General features: G+C 40.5%; 15 protein-coding genes. 8 read left to right on the top strand and 7 right to left on the bottom strand.

Features of this window, described 5'->3' with window-relative positions; genetic code table 11:
- The 3 genes from ACEW80_RS30245 to ACEW80_RS30235 all read right to left on the bottom strand — a co-directional run bounded on the left by ACEW80_RS30245 (position 1) and on the right by ACEW80_RS30235 (position 4,375).
- Positions 1 to 1,476 (bottom strand): AAA family ATPase, encoded by a 1,476-nt coding sequence (locus ACEW80_RS30245; protein WP_373530148.1) that lies wholly within the window; start codon positions 1,474 to 1,476, stop codon positions 1 to 3.
- Positions 1,477 to 1,607: 131 nt separating this feature from the next.
- Positions 1,608 to 2,843: an LL-diaminopimelate aminotransferase gene (locus tag ACEW80_RS30240; protein WP_373530147.1), complete on the bottom strand. Its 1,236-nt coding sequence runs from the start codon at positions 2,841 to 2,843 to the stop codon at positions 1,608 to 1,610.
- A gap of 170 nt (positions 2,844 to 3,013) precedes the next feature.
- Positions 3,014 to 4,375, bottom strand: coding sequence for an NAD(P)/FAD-dependent oxidoreductase (locus ACEW80_RS30235; protein WP_373530146.1), 1,362 nt, complete (start codon positions 4,373 to 4,375; stop codon positions 3,014 to 3,016).
- Positions 4,376 to 4,610: 235 nt separating this feature from the next.
- Between ACEW80_RS30235 and ilvC the strand changes: the two genes are divergently transcribed.
- A complete protein-coding gene (gene ilvC, locus ACEW80_RS30230; protein WP_373530145.1) occupies positions 4,611 to 5,606 on the top strand; it encodes a ketol-acid reductoisomerase in 996 nt (331 codons plus the stop codon).
- 232 nt (positions 5,607 to 5,838) lie between these two features.
- Here the strand turns inward: ilvC and ACEW80_RS30225 are convergent, their stop codons facing one another.
- On the bottom strand, positions 5,839 to 6,036 hold the full coding sequence (locus ACEW80_RS30225) for a hypothetical protein (RefSeq protein ID WP_373530144.1): 198 nt from the start codon (positions 6,034 to 6,036) through the stop codon (positions 5,839 to 5,841).
- Between the two features lie 453 nt (positions 6,037 to 6,489).
- Between ACEW80_RS30225 and ACEW80_RS30220 the strand changes: the two genes are divergently transcribed.
- Genes ACEW80_RS30220 through ACEW80_RS30210 form a run of 3 tightly spaced genes read left to right on the top strand, consistent with a single transcriptional unit; the run spans position 6,490 to position 9,758 of the window.
- Positions 6,490 to 7,623, top strand: a complete 1,134-nt coding sequence (locus ACEW80_RS30220) for a DUF262 domain-containing protein (protein ID WP_373530143.1) — start codon at positions 6,490 to 6,492, stop codon at positions 7,621 to 7,623.
- On the top strand, positions 7,620 to 8,816 hold the full coding sequence (locus ACEW80_RS30215; protein ID WP_373530142.1) for a DUF3696 domain-containing protein: 1,197 nt from the start codon (positions 7,620 to 7,622) through the stop codon (positions 8,814 to 8,816). Before ACEW80_RS30220 ends, ACEW80_RS30215 begins: the two co-directional genes overlap by 4 nt.
- A 3-nt stretch (positions 8,817 to 8,819) precedes the next feature.
- The gene (locus tag ACEW80_RS30210; RefSeq protein WP_373530141.1) at positions 8,820 to 9,758 is read left to right on the top strand and encodes a hypothetical protein; all 939 of its coding nucleotides are present in this window, start codon (positions 8,820 to 8,822) and stop codon (positions 9,756 to 9,758) included.
- Positions 9,759 to 9,939: 181 nt separating this feature from the next.
- Here the strand turns inward: ACEW80_RS30210 and ACEW80_RS30205 are convergent, their stop codons facing one another.
- From ACEW80_RS30205 to ACEW80_RS30195, 3 genes are all read right to left on the bottom strand, one after another.
- Entirely contained in the window at positions 9,940 to 11,070 is a 1,131-nt protein-coding gene (locus ACEW80_RS30205; RefSeq protein ID WP_373530194.1) for a CO2 hydration protein, read from the bottom strand.
- Between the two features lie 109 nt (positions 11,071 to 11,179).
- A complete protein-coding gene (locus ACEW80_RS30200) occupies positions 11,180 to 12,685 on the bottom strand; it encodes an NADH-quinone oxidoreductase subunit M (protein ID WP_373530140.1) in 1,506 nt (501 codons plus the stop codon).
- Between the two features lie 111 nt (positions 12,686 to 12,796).
- The gene (locus ACEW80_RS30195) at positions 12,797 to 14,653 is read right to left on the bottom strand and encodes an NAD(P)H-quinone oxidoreductase subunit F (RefSeq protein ID WP_373530139.1); all 1,857 of its coding nucleotides are present in this window, start codon (positions 14,651 to 14,653) and stop codon (positions 12,797 to 12,799) included.
- Between the two features lie 651 nt (positions 14,654 to 15,304).
- On the opposite strand from ACEW80_RS30195, the gene ACEW80_RS30190 reads away from it, so the two are divergent.
- The 4 genes from ACEW80_RS30190 to ACEW80_RS30175 form a co-directional block, all read left to right on the top strand.
- Positions 15,305 to 15,613 carry a carbon dioxide-concentrating mechanism protein CcmK gene (locus tag ACEW80_RS30190; protein WP_373530138.1) on the top strand — a complete coding sequence of 103 codons (309 nt, stop codon included), beginning with the start codon at positions 15,305 to 15,307 and terminating at the stop codon, positions 15,611 to 15,613.
- A 91-nt stretch (positions 15,614 to 15,704) separates the two neighbouring features.
- Positions 15,705 to 16,049, top strand: a complete 345-nt coding sequence (locus tag ACEW80_RS30185) for a carbon dioxide-concentrating mechanism protein CcmK (RefSeq protein ID WP_196515968.1) — start codon at positions 15,705 to 15,707, stop codon at positions 16,047 to 16,049.
- Between the two features lie 6 nt (positions 16,050 to 16,055).
- Complete coding sequence (locus tag ACEW80_RS30180) at positions 16,056 to 16,358, top strand: EutN/CcmL family microcompartment protein (RefSeq protein ID WP_322717853.1); 303 nt, start codon at positions 16,056 to 16,058, stop codon at positions 16,356 to 16,358.
- Between the two features lie 89 nt (positions 16,359 to 16,447).
- Positions 16,448 to 18,040 (top strand): ribulose bisphosphate carboxylase small subunit (locus tag ACEW80_RS30175; RefSeq protein WP_373530193.1); only part of this gene is annotated, 1,593 nt, incomplete at its 3' end.

The raw sequence follows: 18,040 nt of genomic DNA, 5'->3' as shown, positions 1-18,040 counted from the left end.
TTAATTTTTAACTTCTTGCTTTAAAAGTTTTGGTTCTAGTTCCTTAACGTGGGCAGGTGTAAGAGCTTGACATAACTCGTATGAGTGAGTTGCCAGAATATATTGATTACTTGGCGACCATTGATTGAGGTCTGCAATTATTTGATATTGCCAATCTGGATGAAATGCTATTTCAATTTCGTCCATGAGTACAATTGCATTTTCTATATTATGGTACTTTATCCATATATAAATGCTCAATCTTTTCAACTCACCATGACTGAGGTCTTCAGGATATAGTTCTAAACCATCTTTATCTAATTTAAAACTTACACCTGACAAATCTGTATCTATATTTATTTTTTTATTAAACAATATTATATTTAAATCATTTATTAGTGCTTTGTAACTATTACCATACTCACCTTTTGTTATAGCTTCTGTAAAGTCTTTGTCTCGAGCAGACTTAAAGGCTTCAATAAGGATATCTACAGCCAGAAAATCATAAGTAAAAAAACCTGGTAGTTTAGATTTGGCTGATTTAAGCTGTGAATAGTAGTCAGTTTCGTTATCCTGTTGTTTAAATAATAGTTTTCTAGATTCTTTAGAATTAAAAAGAAAAACTTGGGTAGAAGGAGCCGCAATAAATATTTTTTGTGATAACTCTTTCATAAATATTTCTACTTCGTTCATATCTATGTTATTTATACGGCAAAGTAAAACTTCCTCTTCATCTTTATTACCATTAGCTGAATAATTACAGATATATAGTAGCTTTTCTGATTGTAAGTATTTTAAAACTCTTTGTAAGATACGTTCAATCTGCTCACGTTCTTCATAATATTTTTGAAGAGTTAATTTAAATATATCTAGTCTTGTTTGAACTTCATCTTGAAGTCTTTCTATAGATATATTTGCTATTGCTAATCTTAAAGTTCTAAATTCAAATTTTTGAAGTCTTTGGATTAACTCTCTCAGTACATAAATTCTTTCCTCAACGCTCTCAAAAGTCTCAATTTGTCTCACACTATCTAATTTAATAATAGCTCTCTCTAAATCATATATTTCTTTTTCAGTAATTGAAATTTTATTGATAATCTTCTCTAATTGATTTGAAGCAGAGAATTGTAGATAATTATCATTGTCAACCTCAGTCTTATCATTTGATATTAATAACTCCCTAAGAAAAGAGTCATTATAAGATAAAAATTCAAGCTGTACAATTTTATCCTCATTCCAGATATCAATTATGGCTAATACTCTCTTGTTAGAATTGTTATTAATCGTAAATCCATAAAGTATATTTTTCACAAACTCTTTTTTGTCAGAATCACTAGAACAATGCAATAAAACAAAAATTAATTGCAAAAGTGTACTTTTACCACCACCATTTTGACTACCAAGGGGGAAAATACTGGGGATAAATTCTGGTTCAAAAGTTATATCAACGTTCTTTAAGATGCGAAAATCTGGAACTTGGACTCGTAGTAATTTCATAAAAAGCTCCTATTGCCAAATTGATATTCACCATCTTGAATCCTCAAGTAGGGTGGGCAGTGTCCACCCTAACCTTTAAGACTTACAGATTGAGTTTAACTAAGATAGCCAGACTTAATGCAAAAAATGCTTTACACCTGAAACTTCTCAGCAATCCGCTTCATTGCCTCTTCAACATTCTCCCGGCTGTTAAACGCCGATATGCGGAAATAACCTTCACCCGCAGCACCAAAGCCAGAACCGGGTGTCCCGACAACGTTAACAGTTTGCAATAACTTATCAAAAAATTCCCAACTGGATAAACCATTGGGCGTTTTCACCCAGACATAAGGTGCATTCACGCCACCATACACCGCTAATCCGGCGGCTGTGAGTTTCTCGCGGATAATTTTGGCGTTTTCTAGATAGAAACTGACCAATCCTTTGATTTGTGTCTGTCCTTCTTCAGAATAAACCGCTTCGGCGCCCCGTTGGACGATGTAGGACACGCCATTGAATTTGGTAGATTGACGGCGATTCCACAGTTTCCATAGTTCCACATCGGAACCATCGGCGGCTTTACCTTTGAGTGTTTTCGGCACCACAGTTAACGCGCACCGGGTTCCCGTAAAACCTGCATTCTTGGAGAAAGAACGGAACTCGATGGCAACTTCCCTTGCACCTTCAATTTCATAAATGGAGTGAGGAATCGACGGATCGGTAATGTAAGCTTCGTAGGCTGCATCAAAGAAAATAATCGAGTTATTCGCTTTGGCATAGTCCACCCATGCTTTGAGATATTCCTTTGTAGCAGTTGCGCCAGTGGGGTTATTGGGGAAGCAGAGATAGATTAAATCGACTTTCTGTGCGGGGATCTCTGCGGTGAAATTGTTTTCAGCCGTAATTGGCAAATAGACTAAACCCTCAAATTCGCCTTTCTCGTTGGCATCTCCCGTATTTCCCACCATGACATTCGTGTCTACATATACGGGATAAACGGGGTCAGTAACGGCAATTATGTTGTCATTACCAAAAATTTCCAGAATGTTGCCACTGTCGCACTTAGAACCATCGGAGATAAAGATTTCTGAGGCATCGATCGCAGCTCCCCGTGCTTGGAAATCGTGAGTAGCAATTTTCTCTCGTAACCAAGCGTAACCTTGCTCTGGGCCGTAACCTTTGAAGGTATTGCGATCGCCCATTTCCTCCACCGCTTTAATCATCGCTGTGCGGCAAGCTTCTGGCAGAGGTTCGGTAACATCCCCAATGCCCAGTCGGATAATTTTAGCATCAGGATTCGCTTGTGCAAAGACATTCACCCGGCGAGCAATTTCTGGAAATAGATAACCCGCTTTCAGCTTCAGGTAGTTGTCGTTAATAGTTGCCATAGTAAAATTATGAAAAACGCCCTCAAATAGCTTACTGCTAATTTATAAGGGCGATAACTTTGTTGCGTTGCGATCGCTGATGTTAGCTGCTAGGGGAGTGGGGCGTGTGGGGAAGACCTATTGATTATTGACCCATGCCCAATGCCCAATGCCCCATTTTCTATAATCAACTAGACATTTATCGGCTGTTTATTACTGGCTGATGTGTAATAACCTTTACTATCGCCAATTCCGAACGGTGTGAGTGATTCTTTACCTGTAATCAATCTTGCTCCACGATTACGGCTGAAATAGTTCCATGCCCATTGAATTATCACTATTAATTTGTTATCAAATTCAATTAAAAAGTAAACGTGAATCAACAGCCAAAATAGCCATGCAAAGAAACCTTTAAGCTTGATAAAGCCCAAATCTACCACGGCAGAGTTGTGTCCAATCATCGCTAAACTACCCCGATCAACATAAGAAAAGGGTGGCAAACTGTCACCTGCAAGGCGCTTTTGGACTAGTTTTGCTACATATTCTCCTTGTTGCGTTGCTACAGGTGCAACACCAGGTAGTGGTTTACTATTTTGATGAGAAAAATTTGCTAAGTCACCAATTACAAAAATATTGGGATGTCCCTTAATACTCAAGTCAGATTCAACAATAATGCGTCCGGCGCGATCGCATTCGGCATCTGTGCGTTCTGCTAGTACTTTTCCCATTGCTGAAGCTTTCACACCTGCTGCCCATAATACCGTTTTTGAGGCAATTTCTTTGACTTCATCGCCTTGTTTGAGCGTAACAATATCATTCTCAATATTCGTTACCAGTGTTTTTGTCTGGACAATCACCCCCAATCGCGTCAGAGATGCTTCTGCTTCTTCTGATAACTCTGGTGCAAAAGGTGGCAGAATCCGATCTAGACCTTCTAATAACAAAATCTGGGCTTCTGATGTGTCGATGTTGCGGAAATCTTCTTTGAGAGTTTGGTTTGCTAATTCAGCGATCGCGCCCGCTAATTCTACACCAGTAGGCCCACCACCGATAATTACAAAAGTTAACCAAGCACGGCGTTTTTCTGGATCAGTTTCTTTTTCTGCGGCTTCAAACGCTGTAAAGATCCGGCGACGCATTTCTATGGCATCTTCTACGGTTTTCAAGCCTGGGGCGAATTCTTCCCAGTTGTCTTTACCAAAATAGGAATGCTTGGCACCTGTGGCCACAATTAACGTATCGTAGGCTATTGCTTCGTCACCCACAAGCACTTTTTGGGCTTCTGGATCAATATTATTCACTTCTCCTAACAGCACTTTTGTATTCTTGCTCTTACTCAGTATGGAACGCAAGGGTGAGGAAATATCAGCGGGAGATAGAGTACCTGTGGCAACTTGGTATAAGAGAGGTTGAAATAGATGAAAGTTGCGTTTATCAATCAGAGTAACGTTTACCGCCGCTTTAGCAAGTGTTTTTGCCGCATAAAGTCCACCAAAACCACCGCCAACAATCACCACTTGATGGGGTGGGTTATTGTCAAGTGAATTTACCATAAGAAATATTTTCCTGGGTAAGGATTGCTGTAACTATTCTTTACAAAATTGTATCAAACTTATCATCATTTATTCTGTATTGCTGTTTACATCTGCAACTACGATGGAACTGAGCATTGGGGACAAAGGGGATAAGCAATGCCCAATTTCGGATATTGATTTTTAGTTACTCAATTTGGGGTACAATCGAAAGCCTGCCAATTAATGACGATGCTTGCTGACAGGAGATGCTTTTATGGCCCGGATGTACTATGACGAAGATGCCAATTTAGACCTTTTGGCTGGAAAAACTATTGCCATCATCGGCTATGGTTCTCAAGGTCATGCCCACGCTCTCAATTTAAAAGATAGTGGTTTGAATGTGATTGTGGGACTATATCCGGGTAGTAAGTCAGTAGCAAAAGCTGAAACATCTGGGTTAACTGTGAAGAATGTTGCAGATGCTGCCAATGCTGCTGACTTCATCATGATTTTGTTACCTGATGAAGTTCAAAAAACGATTTACAAAAATGAGATTGAACCCAATTTAGAAGAAGGGAATGTGTTAGCCTTTGCCCACGGTTTCAATATTCACTTTGGGCAAGTTGTACCACCTGCTAACGTAGATGTGGTGATGGTAGCACCAAAAGGGCCTGGGCATTTAGTACGGCGGACTTTTGAACAGGGGGAAGGTGTACCAGCGCTATTTGCAGTTTATCAAGATGCCAGTGGTCAGGCACGCGATCGCGCAATGGCTTATGCTAAAGGTATCGGTGGTAGCCGCGCCGGTATTCTCGAAACTACTTTCCGCGAAGAAACCGAAACGGATTTATTTGGCGAACAAGCGGTATTGTGCGGTGGTTTGAGTGCTTTAATCAAAGCCGGATTTGAGACTTTGGTAGAAGCTGGTTATCAACCAGAATTGGCTTATTTTGAATGTCTCCATGAAGTCAAGCTGATTGTTGACTTGGTTGTAGAAGGCGGTTTAGCCAAAATGCGCGACAGTATTTCTAACACTGCTGAATACGGCGATTATACCCGTGGACCGCGGATTGTGACTGAACAAACTAAAGCTGAAATGCAGAAAATTCTCAGCGAAATTCAATCTGGACAATTTGCACGGGAATTTGTTCTGGAAAACCAAGCTGGAAAACCCGGATTTACCGCCTTGCGTCGCAAAGAAGCTGAACATAAAATTGAGGAAGTTGGTAAAGATTTGCGCGCTATGTTTAGCTGGTTGAAAAAGGCTTAAGTAAAAGGAAGAATGGAGCCAATACGGTTTGGATAAGAGTTCGATCCCCCAACCACTTTAAAAAGCTACGGTGTACACACAAATCCTAAAAACATAGCTTGATGAGGCTTTCCTCGTTCCCAGTCTCTGACTAAGAATGCATTCATTGAGATTCTGACTCAATGTATCACTGGAGGCAGCAGCCCATAATCAGCCGATGGCTCTATATTATTTAGATTTGCGGGGGATTTATTTAATCAGATTTGTGAATATTTCCTCCAATAACTCCTTGTTTGAAGGCTTGAGGTGCGTTATTAATCGCTGTACTAAATGACAGAGATACTAAAAACTCTGGAAAGCTCCCGCCACCCAAAACTAGAACTTGGTCTGGATTTACAAGTACAATGGTTCGCCGAATGTCATTTATTATTGGGCATATAGCGGTTCTCATTTAGATGCAGTATAAGATTATATTGCCAAGTGTAGGGACACGGCAATGCCGTACCCTTACGGGTGTACCTTACGTAAACGAGAACCGCTACAAGTACTTAATTCCGAATTGTTTTTCATATCTCTCTGAGTGGAAAATATTTAGAGAGCGATGTCTATAGCTTTTTGGCTATTAAAGTGCGATTGTCCTGACGTTACCAGAGGCGATCGCCCCGATTTTAGATTTAGCCGGGATTGCACCAGTTAATTTGGTGGTAGCCAAGTAAACGAGTGATCATATTTTTACTAAAGCAGCTTGTGTATTCTGGCTGCTTTGGTATTTATAGGTGTTAAGAGTACGATCATTTATGTTGATTACAACTGCTAATGCTAGAAGGTAGTACTATCAAGGTAAGTCATCCAGGTAAACTATCAAGTACTAGTAACTAGTTTTTCAGGCTAAGGAGTATGTGCCATGACAAATCTGAACCACCTTAACTCTGAATTATTTAAAGAAGAAACAAAAATAGAAGAAGATGATATCGCAATAGAAGAAGATGAGATAAGTGAACCATTCAACCCTACTAAAATTAGGGTTGAAACTAGACAGATTAGTGTTGACTACTTAATGGGTAGAATTAGGAATGATGAAATTGAATTATCTCCTGAATTCCAACGAAAATCCGTTTGGAATAAAATTGCTCAAAGTCGGCTTATTGAGTCAATTTTACTTCGTATTCCCATACCGGCATTCTATATTGATGCAACTAATGAAGAAAAATGGTTAGTGATAGATGGTTTACAAAGGCTAACCACTTTAAAAGAGTTTGTGATAGATAAAACACTTAAGCTAACTGGACTAGAATCATTTACTCTATTTAATGGCAAGATATATGACGAAATTCCACGAAATTATCAACGTCGTATAGAAGAAACTCTTGTCACAGTTATTTTTCTTGAACCGGGTACAGATAGTGAATTTAAACAGGCTATTTTTGAGCGGATTAATACCAGTGGTTTATCTCTATCAACCCAGGAAATTCGTCATGCTTTAAATCAAGGTAAAGCAACGAAGTTATTAGGAGATTTAGCCGTATCATCTGAATTCCAAAAAGCTACTGACAAAGGAATAAAATCAGATAGAATGGCTGATCGAGAGTGCATACTTAGAGTTTTAGTATTTTTGATAAAAAATCAAGAATTATTTCAAAGAAATACAAGCTTTAAAAAAATATTATATCAAGCTATGGCATATATAAATCTCATGTCAGACGAAGAAATAAAAATAATAACTAATAATTTCCTAAGTTTAATGAATTTAGCATTTGAGGTATTTGGTAAAGATGCTTTTCGGAAAATGAAAAAAGGAGCAAAACGCTATCCCATCAACAAGGCATTGTTTGAAGCTTGGTCAGTTAATTTATATAAACTTAATGCTCAAGAAATTGAGATTCTTAAAGAAAGGAAAGAAATTGTAAAACAAAAAATAATAGATTTGACTAATGAGGGAAAATTTAATACTACTATCTACAGGAGTACGGGAACCCTTAAGACTGTATTACACAGATTGAATGAGATAGAACAAGTTATAAAATCAGTATTATCATGATACATTCACTACATATAAAGAATTTTAAACCCTTTGAAAATCAGTTACTAGAGTTTAGATCACTAACTCTATTATCTGGACTTAATGGTATGGGTAAATCTTCAGTATTACAGTCATTACTTCTATTGCGCCAGTCTTATCAACAGAGACTTTTGCAAACAAAAGGTCTAGCTCTAAATGGTGATTTAGTGCGTATTGGTACGGCTAAAGATGCTTTATTTGAGGAAGCCAAGGAAGAAATTATTAGTTTTGAACTTGTAGTAGATTATCAAGAAAGAAAAACATGGACATGGCGCTTTAGATATGATGAACAAGCAGATGTTCTCCGCAGTGATACTGCACCAATAACGAGAGAAATACATGAATTTAGCCTGTTTGGAGATTACTTTCACTATCTGCAAGCAGAACGGCTTGGCCCTCGTAATGTCTTTGAAATGTCAGAGGATTTAGTACATCAACATTTTCAAATTGGTACTAGAGGTGAATATACAGCACATTTCCTTACCGTTTTTGGTAAATCGAACATAAATACAGTTGGACTTAAGCAAATAGGTTCACAAACGGTTGCTAAAGCTTTTGAACCTCCTAAACAAGGTGAAGTAAGCAAATTAAGCCATCCAAAAGCAGAGTCGCTATCTTTGAAGGATCAAGTGGAGGCATGGATGGGAGAAATCAGCCCTGGTACAAGAATTCATGTCAACCCAATTCCAGGCGTTGATTTAATGAGTTTGCAATACTCATTTGAAATGGGAAAAGATGTAAGTAGCAGATACCGTAATACTAATGTTGGATTTGGAATTACTTACACCTTACCAATTATTGTAGCTGTACTTGCATCCCCTCCAGATACACTGATTTTAATTGAAAATCCAGAGGCACATCTTCATCCTAAAGGACAAGCCAAAATGGGTGAGTTGTTAGCGCTGGCTGCTAGTTGTGGTGTGCAAGTGGTGATAGAAACTCATAGCGATCATGTTTTAAACGGAATTCGGCTTGCAGTTCATGGCGGCAAACTTAATCCCAAAGATTTGCAATTACATTACTTTCAGCGTCAAGAAAAACAAGGACAAGTTTTTACCGAAGTAATATCACCAAAAATTGATCGTAACGGCAGAATTGATTATTGGCCTGATGGATTTTTTGATGAATGGGAAAAAGATTTAATAACTTTACTTAAGCCAAGGGATGCGTAGCAGATGGACTTGGAAATGGTATTGAATGAGTTATCTTTGCGATCTACTGCTAATGATATTCAGATGGCTAAACAAAGAATGTCAGAATTAATTCTGACCGCACGCGAAGCAGCAGAGCTAGGTGTTAAGCCAATAATTCGCACTCATCATGAATTCTACAATACTGTATTAGCAGATAATTATTCGTTATCTAACTGGTTAATAGATAAAACTGTAAATAGAGACGATATACGATTTATTCTGACAGCAGCAAAGACACCTTTTCTCGCAGATATTCAAGATTCAGATATTGAAAATAAAAATATACTCTCAGATTTTCTGTATGAAGGAGAAAAAAGTGAAGGCTTGGGAATTGCCTATCTACTTGAATCGTTAGCATTAAGCATAAACTCAGATCAAAAATGGGAATTTAATAGTATTTCACTGGAATATACTTGGCTTGAAGATGATAATTTGAATTTAGATACAGTCACAGTTACTCATGCTAGCACCATAAAGAACGTAAAGGAAAATCTTTCTTGGATACAGGAACGTCTGAAAACGGGGGTTCGTGATGGTTGTAATTTGTGGCAACGCAAAAAAGATTTATTTCCCTCTCTCAGCTTTTGTGAAAGTGTCGGTCAACAAATACAAAGCCTTGGCAATGGTAGCCCGATGTTACGACAAATTGTCAGAAAGTTGTTTGAGCTAGAGAACTGTTGTAAAACTTGGACAGATGGAGATTTCGATTTAGACCTTGTTGCCAGTAAAGTTACTCCAGAAAGTGACTCTAGGCTTCAAAGTTTAAAGGATAAGCTAACCTTTAAGTGTCCTGATGATGTGTATCGTATATTCAGCTTACACTTAAGAATGACTGGTGCAGGAGCTTGGCGGCTTCATTTTTCTACAGAATTAGGGACTGGCCAAATCATTATTGGGTACATCGGGCCAAAAATTCAATAATCTTATAGCCTAATTAGAAAAAGTTAGAAAAAGCGATCGCCTTTATCTAGCTTCCAACAATTTACGTCCAAAAGTCCTGGCAGCCTGACCTAGCTTTACAGAAAAACTGCGATGTCTCACAATAAGCTGCTTTGCGATCGCTCGGTATCGAACCAGAAGCATAATCTTGACCAAAAATCAACTATTTATTCACATCCAGCAACCGCGAAGTTTCTAACCGACTCATCCACTTCTCTAAATAAACTCGATTACCTTTTTCGTCATTTGGATCTTTACTATCCAAAGGATAAGGCATCAGTCCCAAAATCGTTGCTGTCGTCACGCAAAACATCGATTTTTGGAAACTTATGCAAATTTGTACCCGCAAATCATCTTCACCCCGAAGACTGCGACGATAAATTTCGTGCAAATACTCTGGAAGATAGTGACGCATATCCTGCATCAACAACGTGGGAGGAATACCCGCGCCGCCGATGGGCAAAGGATCGGCATACAATGCGCCATATTGAAATCGGGTTTGATCTGGGGGAATTTGATATCCTTGGGCGTTGTATGAAACTGTCCCGTGGAAAGGAGTTCCCCGGAAGAATACTGCCTCTACATAAGGTATTGCTGTATCTGCTAAGAAGGTCAAACCAACGCTTTTGGGAATAATTTCATAGACTTCACCCCGAATTTTGACGGCATAGGTAATTGGATTTGAGGCATTTGCCACTAACCCTGTTTTAATGTGGTCTACAACTTCGGGAATCGATTTGATTTCGCCTTGGTCGTAGCGGTCTGATAAGCTGAGGAACATATCAGCCATTACTCGCCAGAATTGACCTAAACCAGTATAGTATGCAGAGACGCGCAAATATTCTGTTAGAAAATCTGGAAACAGTTGGTTAATACCCGGAATTAAAAGATTATTTTTAAATTTTGCCGCGATCACAGCTTGCGCTCTTTCTTGAAATTCTTTTGTATCTAAATATGTATCCAGTCCGCCGCCACCGTGCCACATCATGGCTTTCAAGCAATACTCGGCATATTCAAAATTAATGCGGTCATGCCACCAGTGACGGAGTAATTTCTCAAAAGAAACCTTTCCATTAAAGTATTTAAAAAATGGGAAAAATACTAAAAACTGATGCTCGGCAATATAAATAAGATTTTTTGAGTAAGCATCTAAAACTACGCCATAGCTTTTAAGAATACCAACAACTTCCAGCACATTTTCTGGACTATCGGGGAGTAATGCCTCTTCTTTTTGCAAACGTTCAATATACTCAGCTAAGGGATTGTGAGTAGCTTTCTTTTTAATAGTTACCATCGCTAATTCTCCAAAAGTCATTTGTCATTTGTCATTTGTCATTTGTCATTTGTTATTTGTCATTTGTCATTTGTCATTGGGTATGATTATTCTCCTTGTCTCCTTGTCCCTAATCCCTAGTCTCTATTGCCTTATCCAAGAACACTGTTTCTACTACGTTTTGGGTATTTACCATTGCTGTAATTGTTGGTTCAATCCAGCGCCCTAACCAACTAGGTTGAATGCCGAAAATCACAATCAGTACAGCTAAAATTGCAGCTGGGGCGCGATCGCTCCAATACACCCGTGGTAAGTTGGTAACTTGGGCAGACAAGCGGCCAAAAAAGGCGCGGTTGAGGAGTATGAGAAAGTAAACCGCAGTTAAACCTGTACCAAGCATTGATAGGAGCGTTTGCACCGGAAAAACTGGGAAACTGCCCCGAAAAATGATGAATTCGGAAATAAACCCCACCATTCCCGGTATACCAGCACTGGCCATGACTCCCATAACAATTAAGCTACCAATTACGGGCATACCTCGTTCTGGGTTCAGCAATCCTTGGACGACTTCTAAATCTCGGCTTCCAGCTTTTTTATACACAACCCCTACTAGTAAAAATAGCATGGCGGAAATCAAGCCGTGGCTAATCATCTGCATCACAGCACCCAACACACTCAAAGGTGTGGCTGCCGCCGCCGCTAAAAGCACGTAGCCCATGTGTCCAATAGAACTGTATGCTACCATTTTTTTCATGTCTGTTTGAGCGATCGCGCAGGATGCACCATACAGTACACTTACCACTGCCCAAGTTGCTAACCAAGGAGCCACATAAGCCCAGGCTTCTGGTAACAAGTTCATGCCAAATCGCAGTAAGCCGTAAGTTCCCAACTTCAACAGCACCCCAGCCAATAGCACTGAAATCGGTGTAGAAGCTTCAACGTGAGCATCTGGCAACCAAGTATGGAAGGGAACCAGGGGAATTTTAATTCCGAAGCCTACTAAAAGTCCCGCTAGCAGTAAAAGCTGTGTAGCTAGAGGTAAAGTCGTAGTGTTTAAGGTTGCTAGTGCAAAGTTAGAGGAACCACTCAGCCAAACCATGCCGAGGAAACTTGCTAAAATAAAAAATCCCGAAACGGCAGTATAAATGAGAAATTTTGTAGCAGCATAACCCCGCTTGGTCCCACCCCAAATGGCTATCAACAGATACAGCGGAATTAGTTCTAATTCGTAAAACAGGAAAAATAGCAGTAAATCCTGTGCCAGAAAGGCTCCTGTCACCCCAGCGCTTAATAATAGTATCAAAGAGTAATAAAATTTAGGACGCTGTAGAGATTCATCGCTGCTGTAAATAGCAATGCAAGTTAACAATCCATTTAAAACCAGCAATGGCAAAGATAAACCATCTATCCCAAGGTTATAGTTTAAGCCTAAGACATCTACCCAAGGGATAGATTCGGCAAACTGTTGGGTAATTTCCGCTGGATGGAATTGAATTGCTAGTATGATTGTCCACAGGAAAGCGATACTGGCAAAGACCAAAGCCACTCTCCGGGCAAATTTCCCACTGATACCAGAGGGCGAGAAACCAATTAAAGCTGCACCGATTAAGGGCACTAGAATTAAAACACTAAGCATAAGCAGTTATGGAATGGGGAGTAGGGAGTGGGGAGTAGAGGAGAAAGAAGTAATTTTTCATTTTCCCCAATGACCAATGACAAATGACCAATGACAAATGACCAATGACCTTTAAAAAGGTAATTTATCTAGTAAACCCGATGACCAGCTGATGAAAAAACCCAGGACGCTGACAACTACTAGGATGGTCAACATATAGCCCTGGGATTGTCCAGAAATGCTGTACTTTAAACTTTGTCCGCTAAGAATTGTCGCAAACCCAACCAAGTTTACTAGACCGTCAACCAAGTAGCGATCGCTCCAAGATGAAACTCTAGACAGCAGTGCTACTGCACTCACCACCGTTACACGATAAACTCGGTCAATATAAAAATCATAACCTAACAAGTCTTGCAGAAATCTCCACGCCAAGATTCTGGATCTTGACCAAGCTTTGTGCAGATAAACTGTACATCCTATACCTACCCCCACTAGGGTAGAAGCAAACAACGCTAACGCCACGTACCAATTAATACTTTCCCAATCGGGCAACAAGTACCATTGCTGTAGCATCAGAGGTAAAAGCAGAGTCAGCACTGTGAGAATTACCATTGGCAAAGCCATCTGCCAACCAACTTCCGGGGTGCGACGGGTCTTTTGTTGCGGTTTCCCCCAGAAGACTAATCTAAATACTCTGGTCAAGTTCAATGCTGTCAAGCCATTGACCAATAATAAAACCCCAATCACCCAAGGGCTAATGTTCACGAAACCGTCAGCCCATGATAGCATTGCCCAAAAGCTTCCCAGTGGTAGCAGTGATACCATCCCTGCTGAACCAACAACAAAAGCACTGGTTGTAGCTGGCATCCGTGACCATAGACCGCCCATTTCTGTTAAATCTTGGCTTTGGGTAGTTAATATGACTGAACCCGAACTCATAAATAATAATGCTTTAGCGATCGCATGAGTTAACAGCAACATCAAGGCTACACCCCCTTGCTGCAACCCCACTGCTAAAAACACTAAGCCCATGTATGCACTAGTAGAATGAGATAGCGATCGCTTAATATCAATTTGAGCTATAGATACTAATGTTGCCCCAATCGCTGTCACCGTACCCATGACTACCAATACATTCAAGGCAACTGGTGACAGTGCTAACAATGGTTGCAGTTTATACAGTAAATAAGCACCACCAGCTACTACCAGCGAATTCCGCATTACCGAAGCGGGGTTTGGCCCTTCCATCGCCTCATCTAACCACAAGTGCAGGGGAAATTGGGCACATTTACCAGCAGGCCCAGCAATTAACGCCAACCCCAGCAACGTCGATGTCATTGGGCTTAAATTAGCTGTTTGCGCCCACTCATATAAATCGGAAAAGTTCAAACTGCCAGCTAAGGTGGAAAGCGTCACCACACCCATCAGCAGCAACAAATCTCCCACCCGTTTGGTTAAAAACGCATCTCGCGCCGCCGTCACTACTAGCGGTTGAGCATACCAGAACCCCACTAGCAAGTAAGTTGAAAGCGTCAATACTTCCAAAAGGGCATAGCTGAGAAACAAAGAATCACTTATGGCTAGACTACTCAGTGCCGCTTCAAAAAATCCGAGCAACGCGAAAAAACGCGCTAACGACCAGTCCTTTTCCATGTAACCCAAGGCGTAAACTTGTGTCAGTAAGCTTAACCCTGTAATTAAAACTGTTGCCCCAATACTGACTGGCGATAGTTCTAAGGCAAAGGACAAGTCGAAATCCGCAGCTTTGAACCAAGTAACTAGTAACTTTTCTGGTTCTCTATCCCAGATATTTTTAAATACAAACAGGCTATGAACAAAAGCCAAAACAGTCGTTAACAAATTGATATATGCCGCAGGTCTTGGACCTGTTCGCTGAATTATTCCTATTCCCCACGGCAACGTCAAAATTGCGCCCAATAAGCTATAAAAAGGCACAAACCAACTTGTTGAAAATAGAAATTGATTCATTTAAATTTCCCTTGATGACTCAGCCTTAATTTAAAAAAACTTTCAAACAATTATTTAATAAAATTAATTTACCAAAACATCGATATTTTTTACTATTGTTTCAACTAAATTCCAGCAAGTACTTTTACTTAACTTGCCCGATTAAACATAAGTAAAATATAACGTTATATAAGTAAAAGCATTTACTTGCCTTAACATCACCTCCGATTTTAAATTTTTATTTCTACTTTAAGCAAAGTACTTTATACGATATATTTGAAAAAATTATCTGATTTTCACCTAGTCATTGTACATATAGCAATATTTGAGAAAACATAGAGACAGCAGAAGATACAGCTCCTGAGCATCCCTCCGCAGATAGGATTAGCCTTGGTTATGAATGTCATTTTGTAAATGTGATAAAGAAATTATAAAGCATAAGTGGCTGCTCTAGGAATCAGTGAACTTTGATTGACCAGAAAGCCTTATTAATTTTTGTTAAGTTTTTTAAAACTTTATTATCATAAACTATTATAGTGATTTATATTGTCAGGGACGCCAAGCTTTCCTATGCTTAATTTGGAAGTGTTTTCTTAGCTCTAAGATAAAGCTCTCCCCGTCAAAAATTTCAAACGACAGTACTGATTAGATTCATTTTGTAGGAGTTCTGCGATGCCAATTGCAGTTGGAATGATTGAAACGAAGGGCTTTCCAGCAATAGTAGAAGCTGCTGATGCGATGGTGAAAGCCGCCCGTGTCACCTTAGTAGGGTATGAGAAAATTGGTAGCGCTCGCGTCACCGTGATTGTTCGGGGAGATGTATCGGAAGTGCAAGCTTCTGTAGCAGCTGGGGTTGAAGCGGCGAAAAGAGTCAATGGTGGTGAAGTGTTATCCACACACATTATTGCTCGTCCTCACGAAAACCTGGAATACGTCTTGCCGATCCGTTACACAGAAGCTGTGGAACAGTTCCGTACTTAAAAGCTGTTTAAACAAAGTAATTAACGCTCTTTGCCTGATTGAGCATCACTTTTGTCCAAGGCTAAAAACTTTGAAATAAGGATTAAAACTAATGTCGATCGCAGTAGGAATGGTTGAAACGCTAGGCTTTCCAGCAGTAGTAGAAGCTGCTGATGCAATGGTGAAAGCGGCCCGTGTTACGCTAGTAGGCTATGAAAAAATTGGTAGTGGTCGGGTGACAGTGATTGTCCGGGGTGACGTATCAGAAGTGCAAGCTTCCGTGGCCGCAGGTGTTGAATCTGTAAAGCGAGTCTTCGGCGGACAAGTGTTATCCACTCACATCATTGCTCGTCCTCACGAAAACTTGGAATACGTTCTGCCAATTCGTTATACCGAAGATGTAGAGCAGTTCCGGGAAAATGTGAATGCAATTCGTCCTTTTGGTAGAAGACCGTAATTTGTAATGCAAGTCGCCAAAGTTCGCGGCACAGTAGTCAGCACACAAAAAGATCCAAGTCTCAGAGGTGTCAAACTACTGTTGTTACAATTAGTAGATGAAGACGGAAACATCCTACCAGAATATGAGGTAGCAGCAGATAGTGTAGGAGCAGGAGTAGATGAGTGGGTACTTGTCAGTCGTGGCAGTGCCGCTCGTCAAGTTCTTGGTAACGAACAACGACCATTAGATGCAGTAGTGGTGGCGATCATAGATACTATTCACGTTGAAGATCGCCTCATTTACAGCAAAAAAGATCAATATCGATAGTCATTGGTCATTGGTCATTAGTCATTAGTCATTAGCTCTCGACAAAGGACAAATGACTAATGACAGACAATATCAGGAGGAATCTTGCGATGGCAGTCCGCAGCACGGCGGCACCCCCAACCCCGTGGTCAAAGAATTTAGCTGAAGCCCAAATCCATCAAACTGCCTTTGTACATCCATTTTCCCATTTAATTGGGGATGTACGAATAGGCGCAAATGTAATCGTTGCTCCGGGGACTACGATTCGAGCGGATGAAGGCACACCTTTTTATATTGGTGAAAACACCAATATTCAAGATGGTGTTGTGATTCATGGGTTGGCGGAAGGTCGAGTAATTGGCGATGACCAAAATAAATACTCGGTATGGGTTGGCAAAAATGCTTGCATTACCCACATGGCTTTAATTCACGGGCCAGCTTATGTAGGGGATAATTCCTTCATTGGCTTTCGCTCTACAGTCTTTAATGCCAGGGTGGGTGCAGGTTGCATCGTGATGATGCACGCTTTGATTCAAGACGTAGAGATTCCCCCAGGGAAGTATGTACCTTCGGGAGCGATAATTACCAACCAGCAGCAAGCTGACCGCTTGCCAGATGTGCAAGATCAGGATAAGGAATTTGCTCATCATGTGGTTGGAATTAATCAAGCACTACGAGCTGGTTATCTCTGTGCTGCGGATAGCAAATGTATAGCACCCATTCGGGATGAAATTGCTAAATCTTATACAGGTAATGGTATTACTGTCATAGAGTTGGAAAGGAGTAGTGACGTGTCGAGCAATAGCTTGGGTGCAGAAACAATAGAGCAGTTGCGCTATCTATTGGAGCAGGGGTATAAGATTGGTACGGAACACGTAGATCAAAGACGGTTCCGCACAGGTTGTTGGACGAGTTGCCAGCCTCTTGAACCGAGATCCATCGGTGATGCGATCGCAGCATTAGAAAGCTGTATAAGAGACCATAGCGGCGAGTATGTCCGGCTGTTTGGCATTGACAAAGGTAGACGGCGCGTCCTAGAAACCATTATTCAACGCCCAGATGGTGATGTTAAACCAGCTACCAGCTTTAAAGCTCCCGGTGCTAGTCATAGCAATGGCAGTTACAAGAGCAATGGTAATGGTAACAACTTTGGCAGTGGCAAAGTCAATGGCGAAACTGTAGAGCAAATCCGCCAACTCTTGGCAGGTGGTTACAAAGTTGGCATGGAACACGTAGATGAGCGTCGGTTCCGAACTGGTTCCTGGACTAGCTGCAAGTCAATTGAAGCAACTTCCATAAATCAAGTCATCTCCGCCTTGGAAGAATGTATAGAAAGTCATCAAGGCGAGTATGTGCGTTTAATCGGCATTGACACCAAAGCCAAACGGCGGGTATTAGAAAGCATTATCCAACGTCCCAACGGTCAAGTAGCCTCCTCTGGCAGCCAGAAATCATTTACTACTTCTGCTACGGCAACAGCTACCAGTACTCGTTTAAGTACAGAAGTTGTAGACCAGGTGCGGCAATTATTGAGTAGTGGATATAAAATTAGCATTGAACACGTAGATGAACGGCGGTTCCGTACAGGTTCCTGGACTAGTACTGGTCAAATTCAAGCCTCCTCTGAAAGAGAAGCGATCGCAGCCGTAGAAGGGCATCTCGGCACATACCAAGGGGAATATGTCCGCTTAATTGGTATTGAC

The organism is Nostoc sp. (genome assembly GCF_041747015.1).
Lineage (GTDB): Bacteria > Cyanobacteriota > Cyanobacteriia > Cyanobacteriales > Nostocaceae > Nostoc.
The sequence above is the reverse complement of the archived record's forward strand: the minus strand, read 5'-3'. Positions and strand labels throughout refer to the sequence as shown.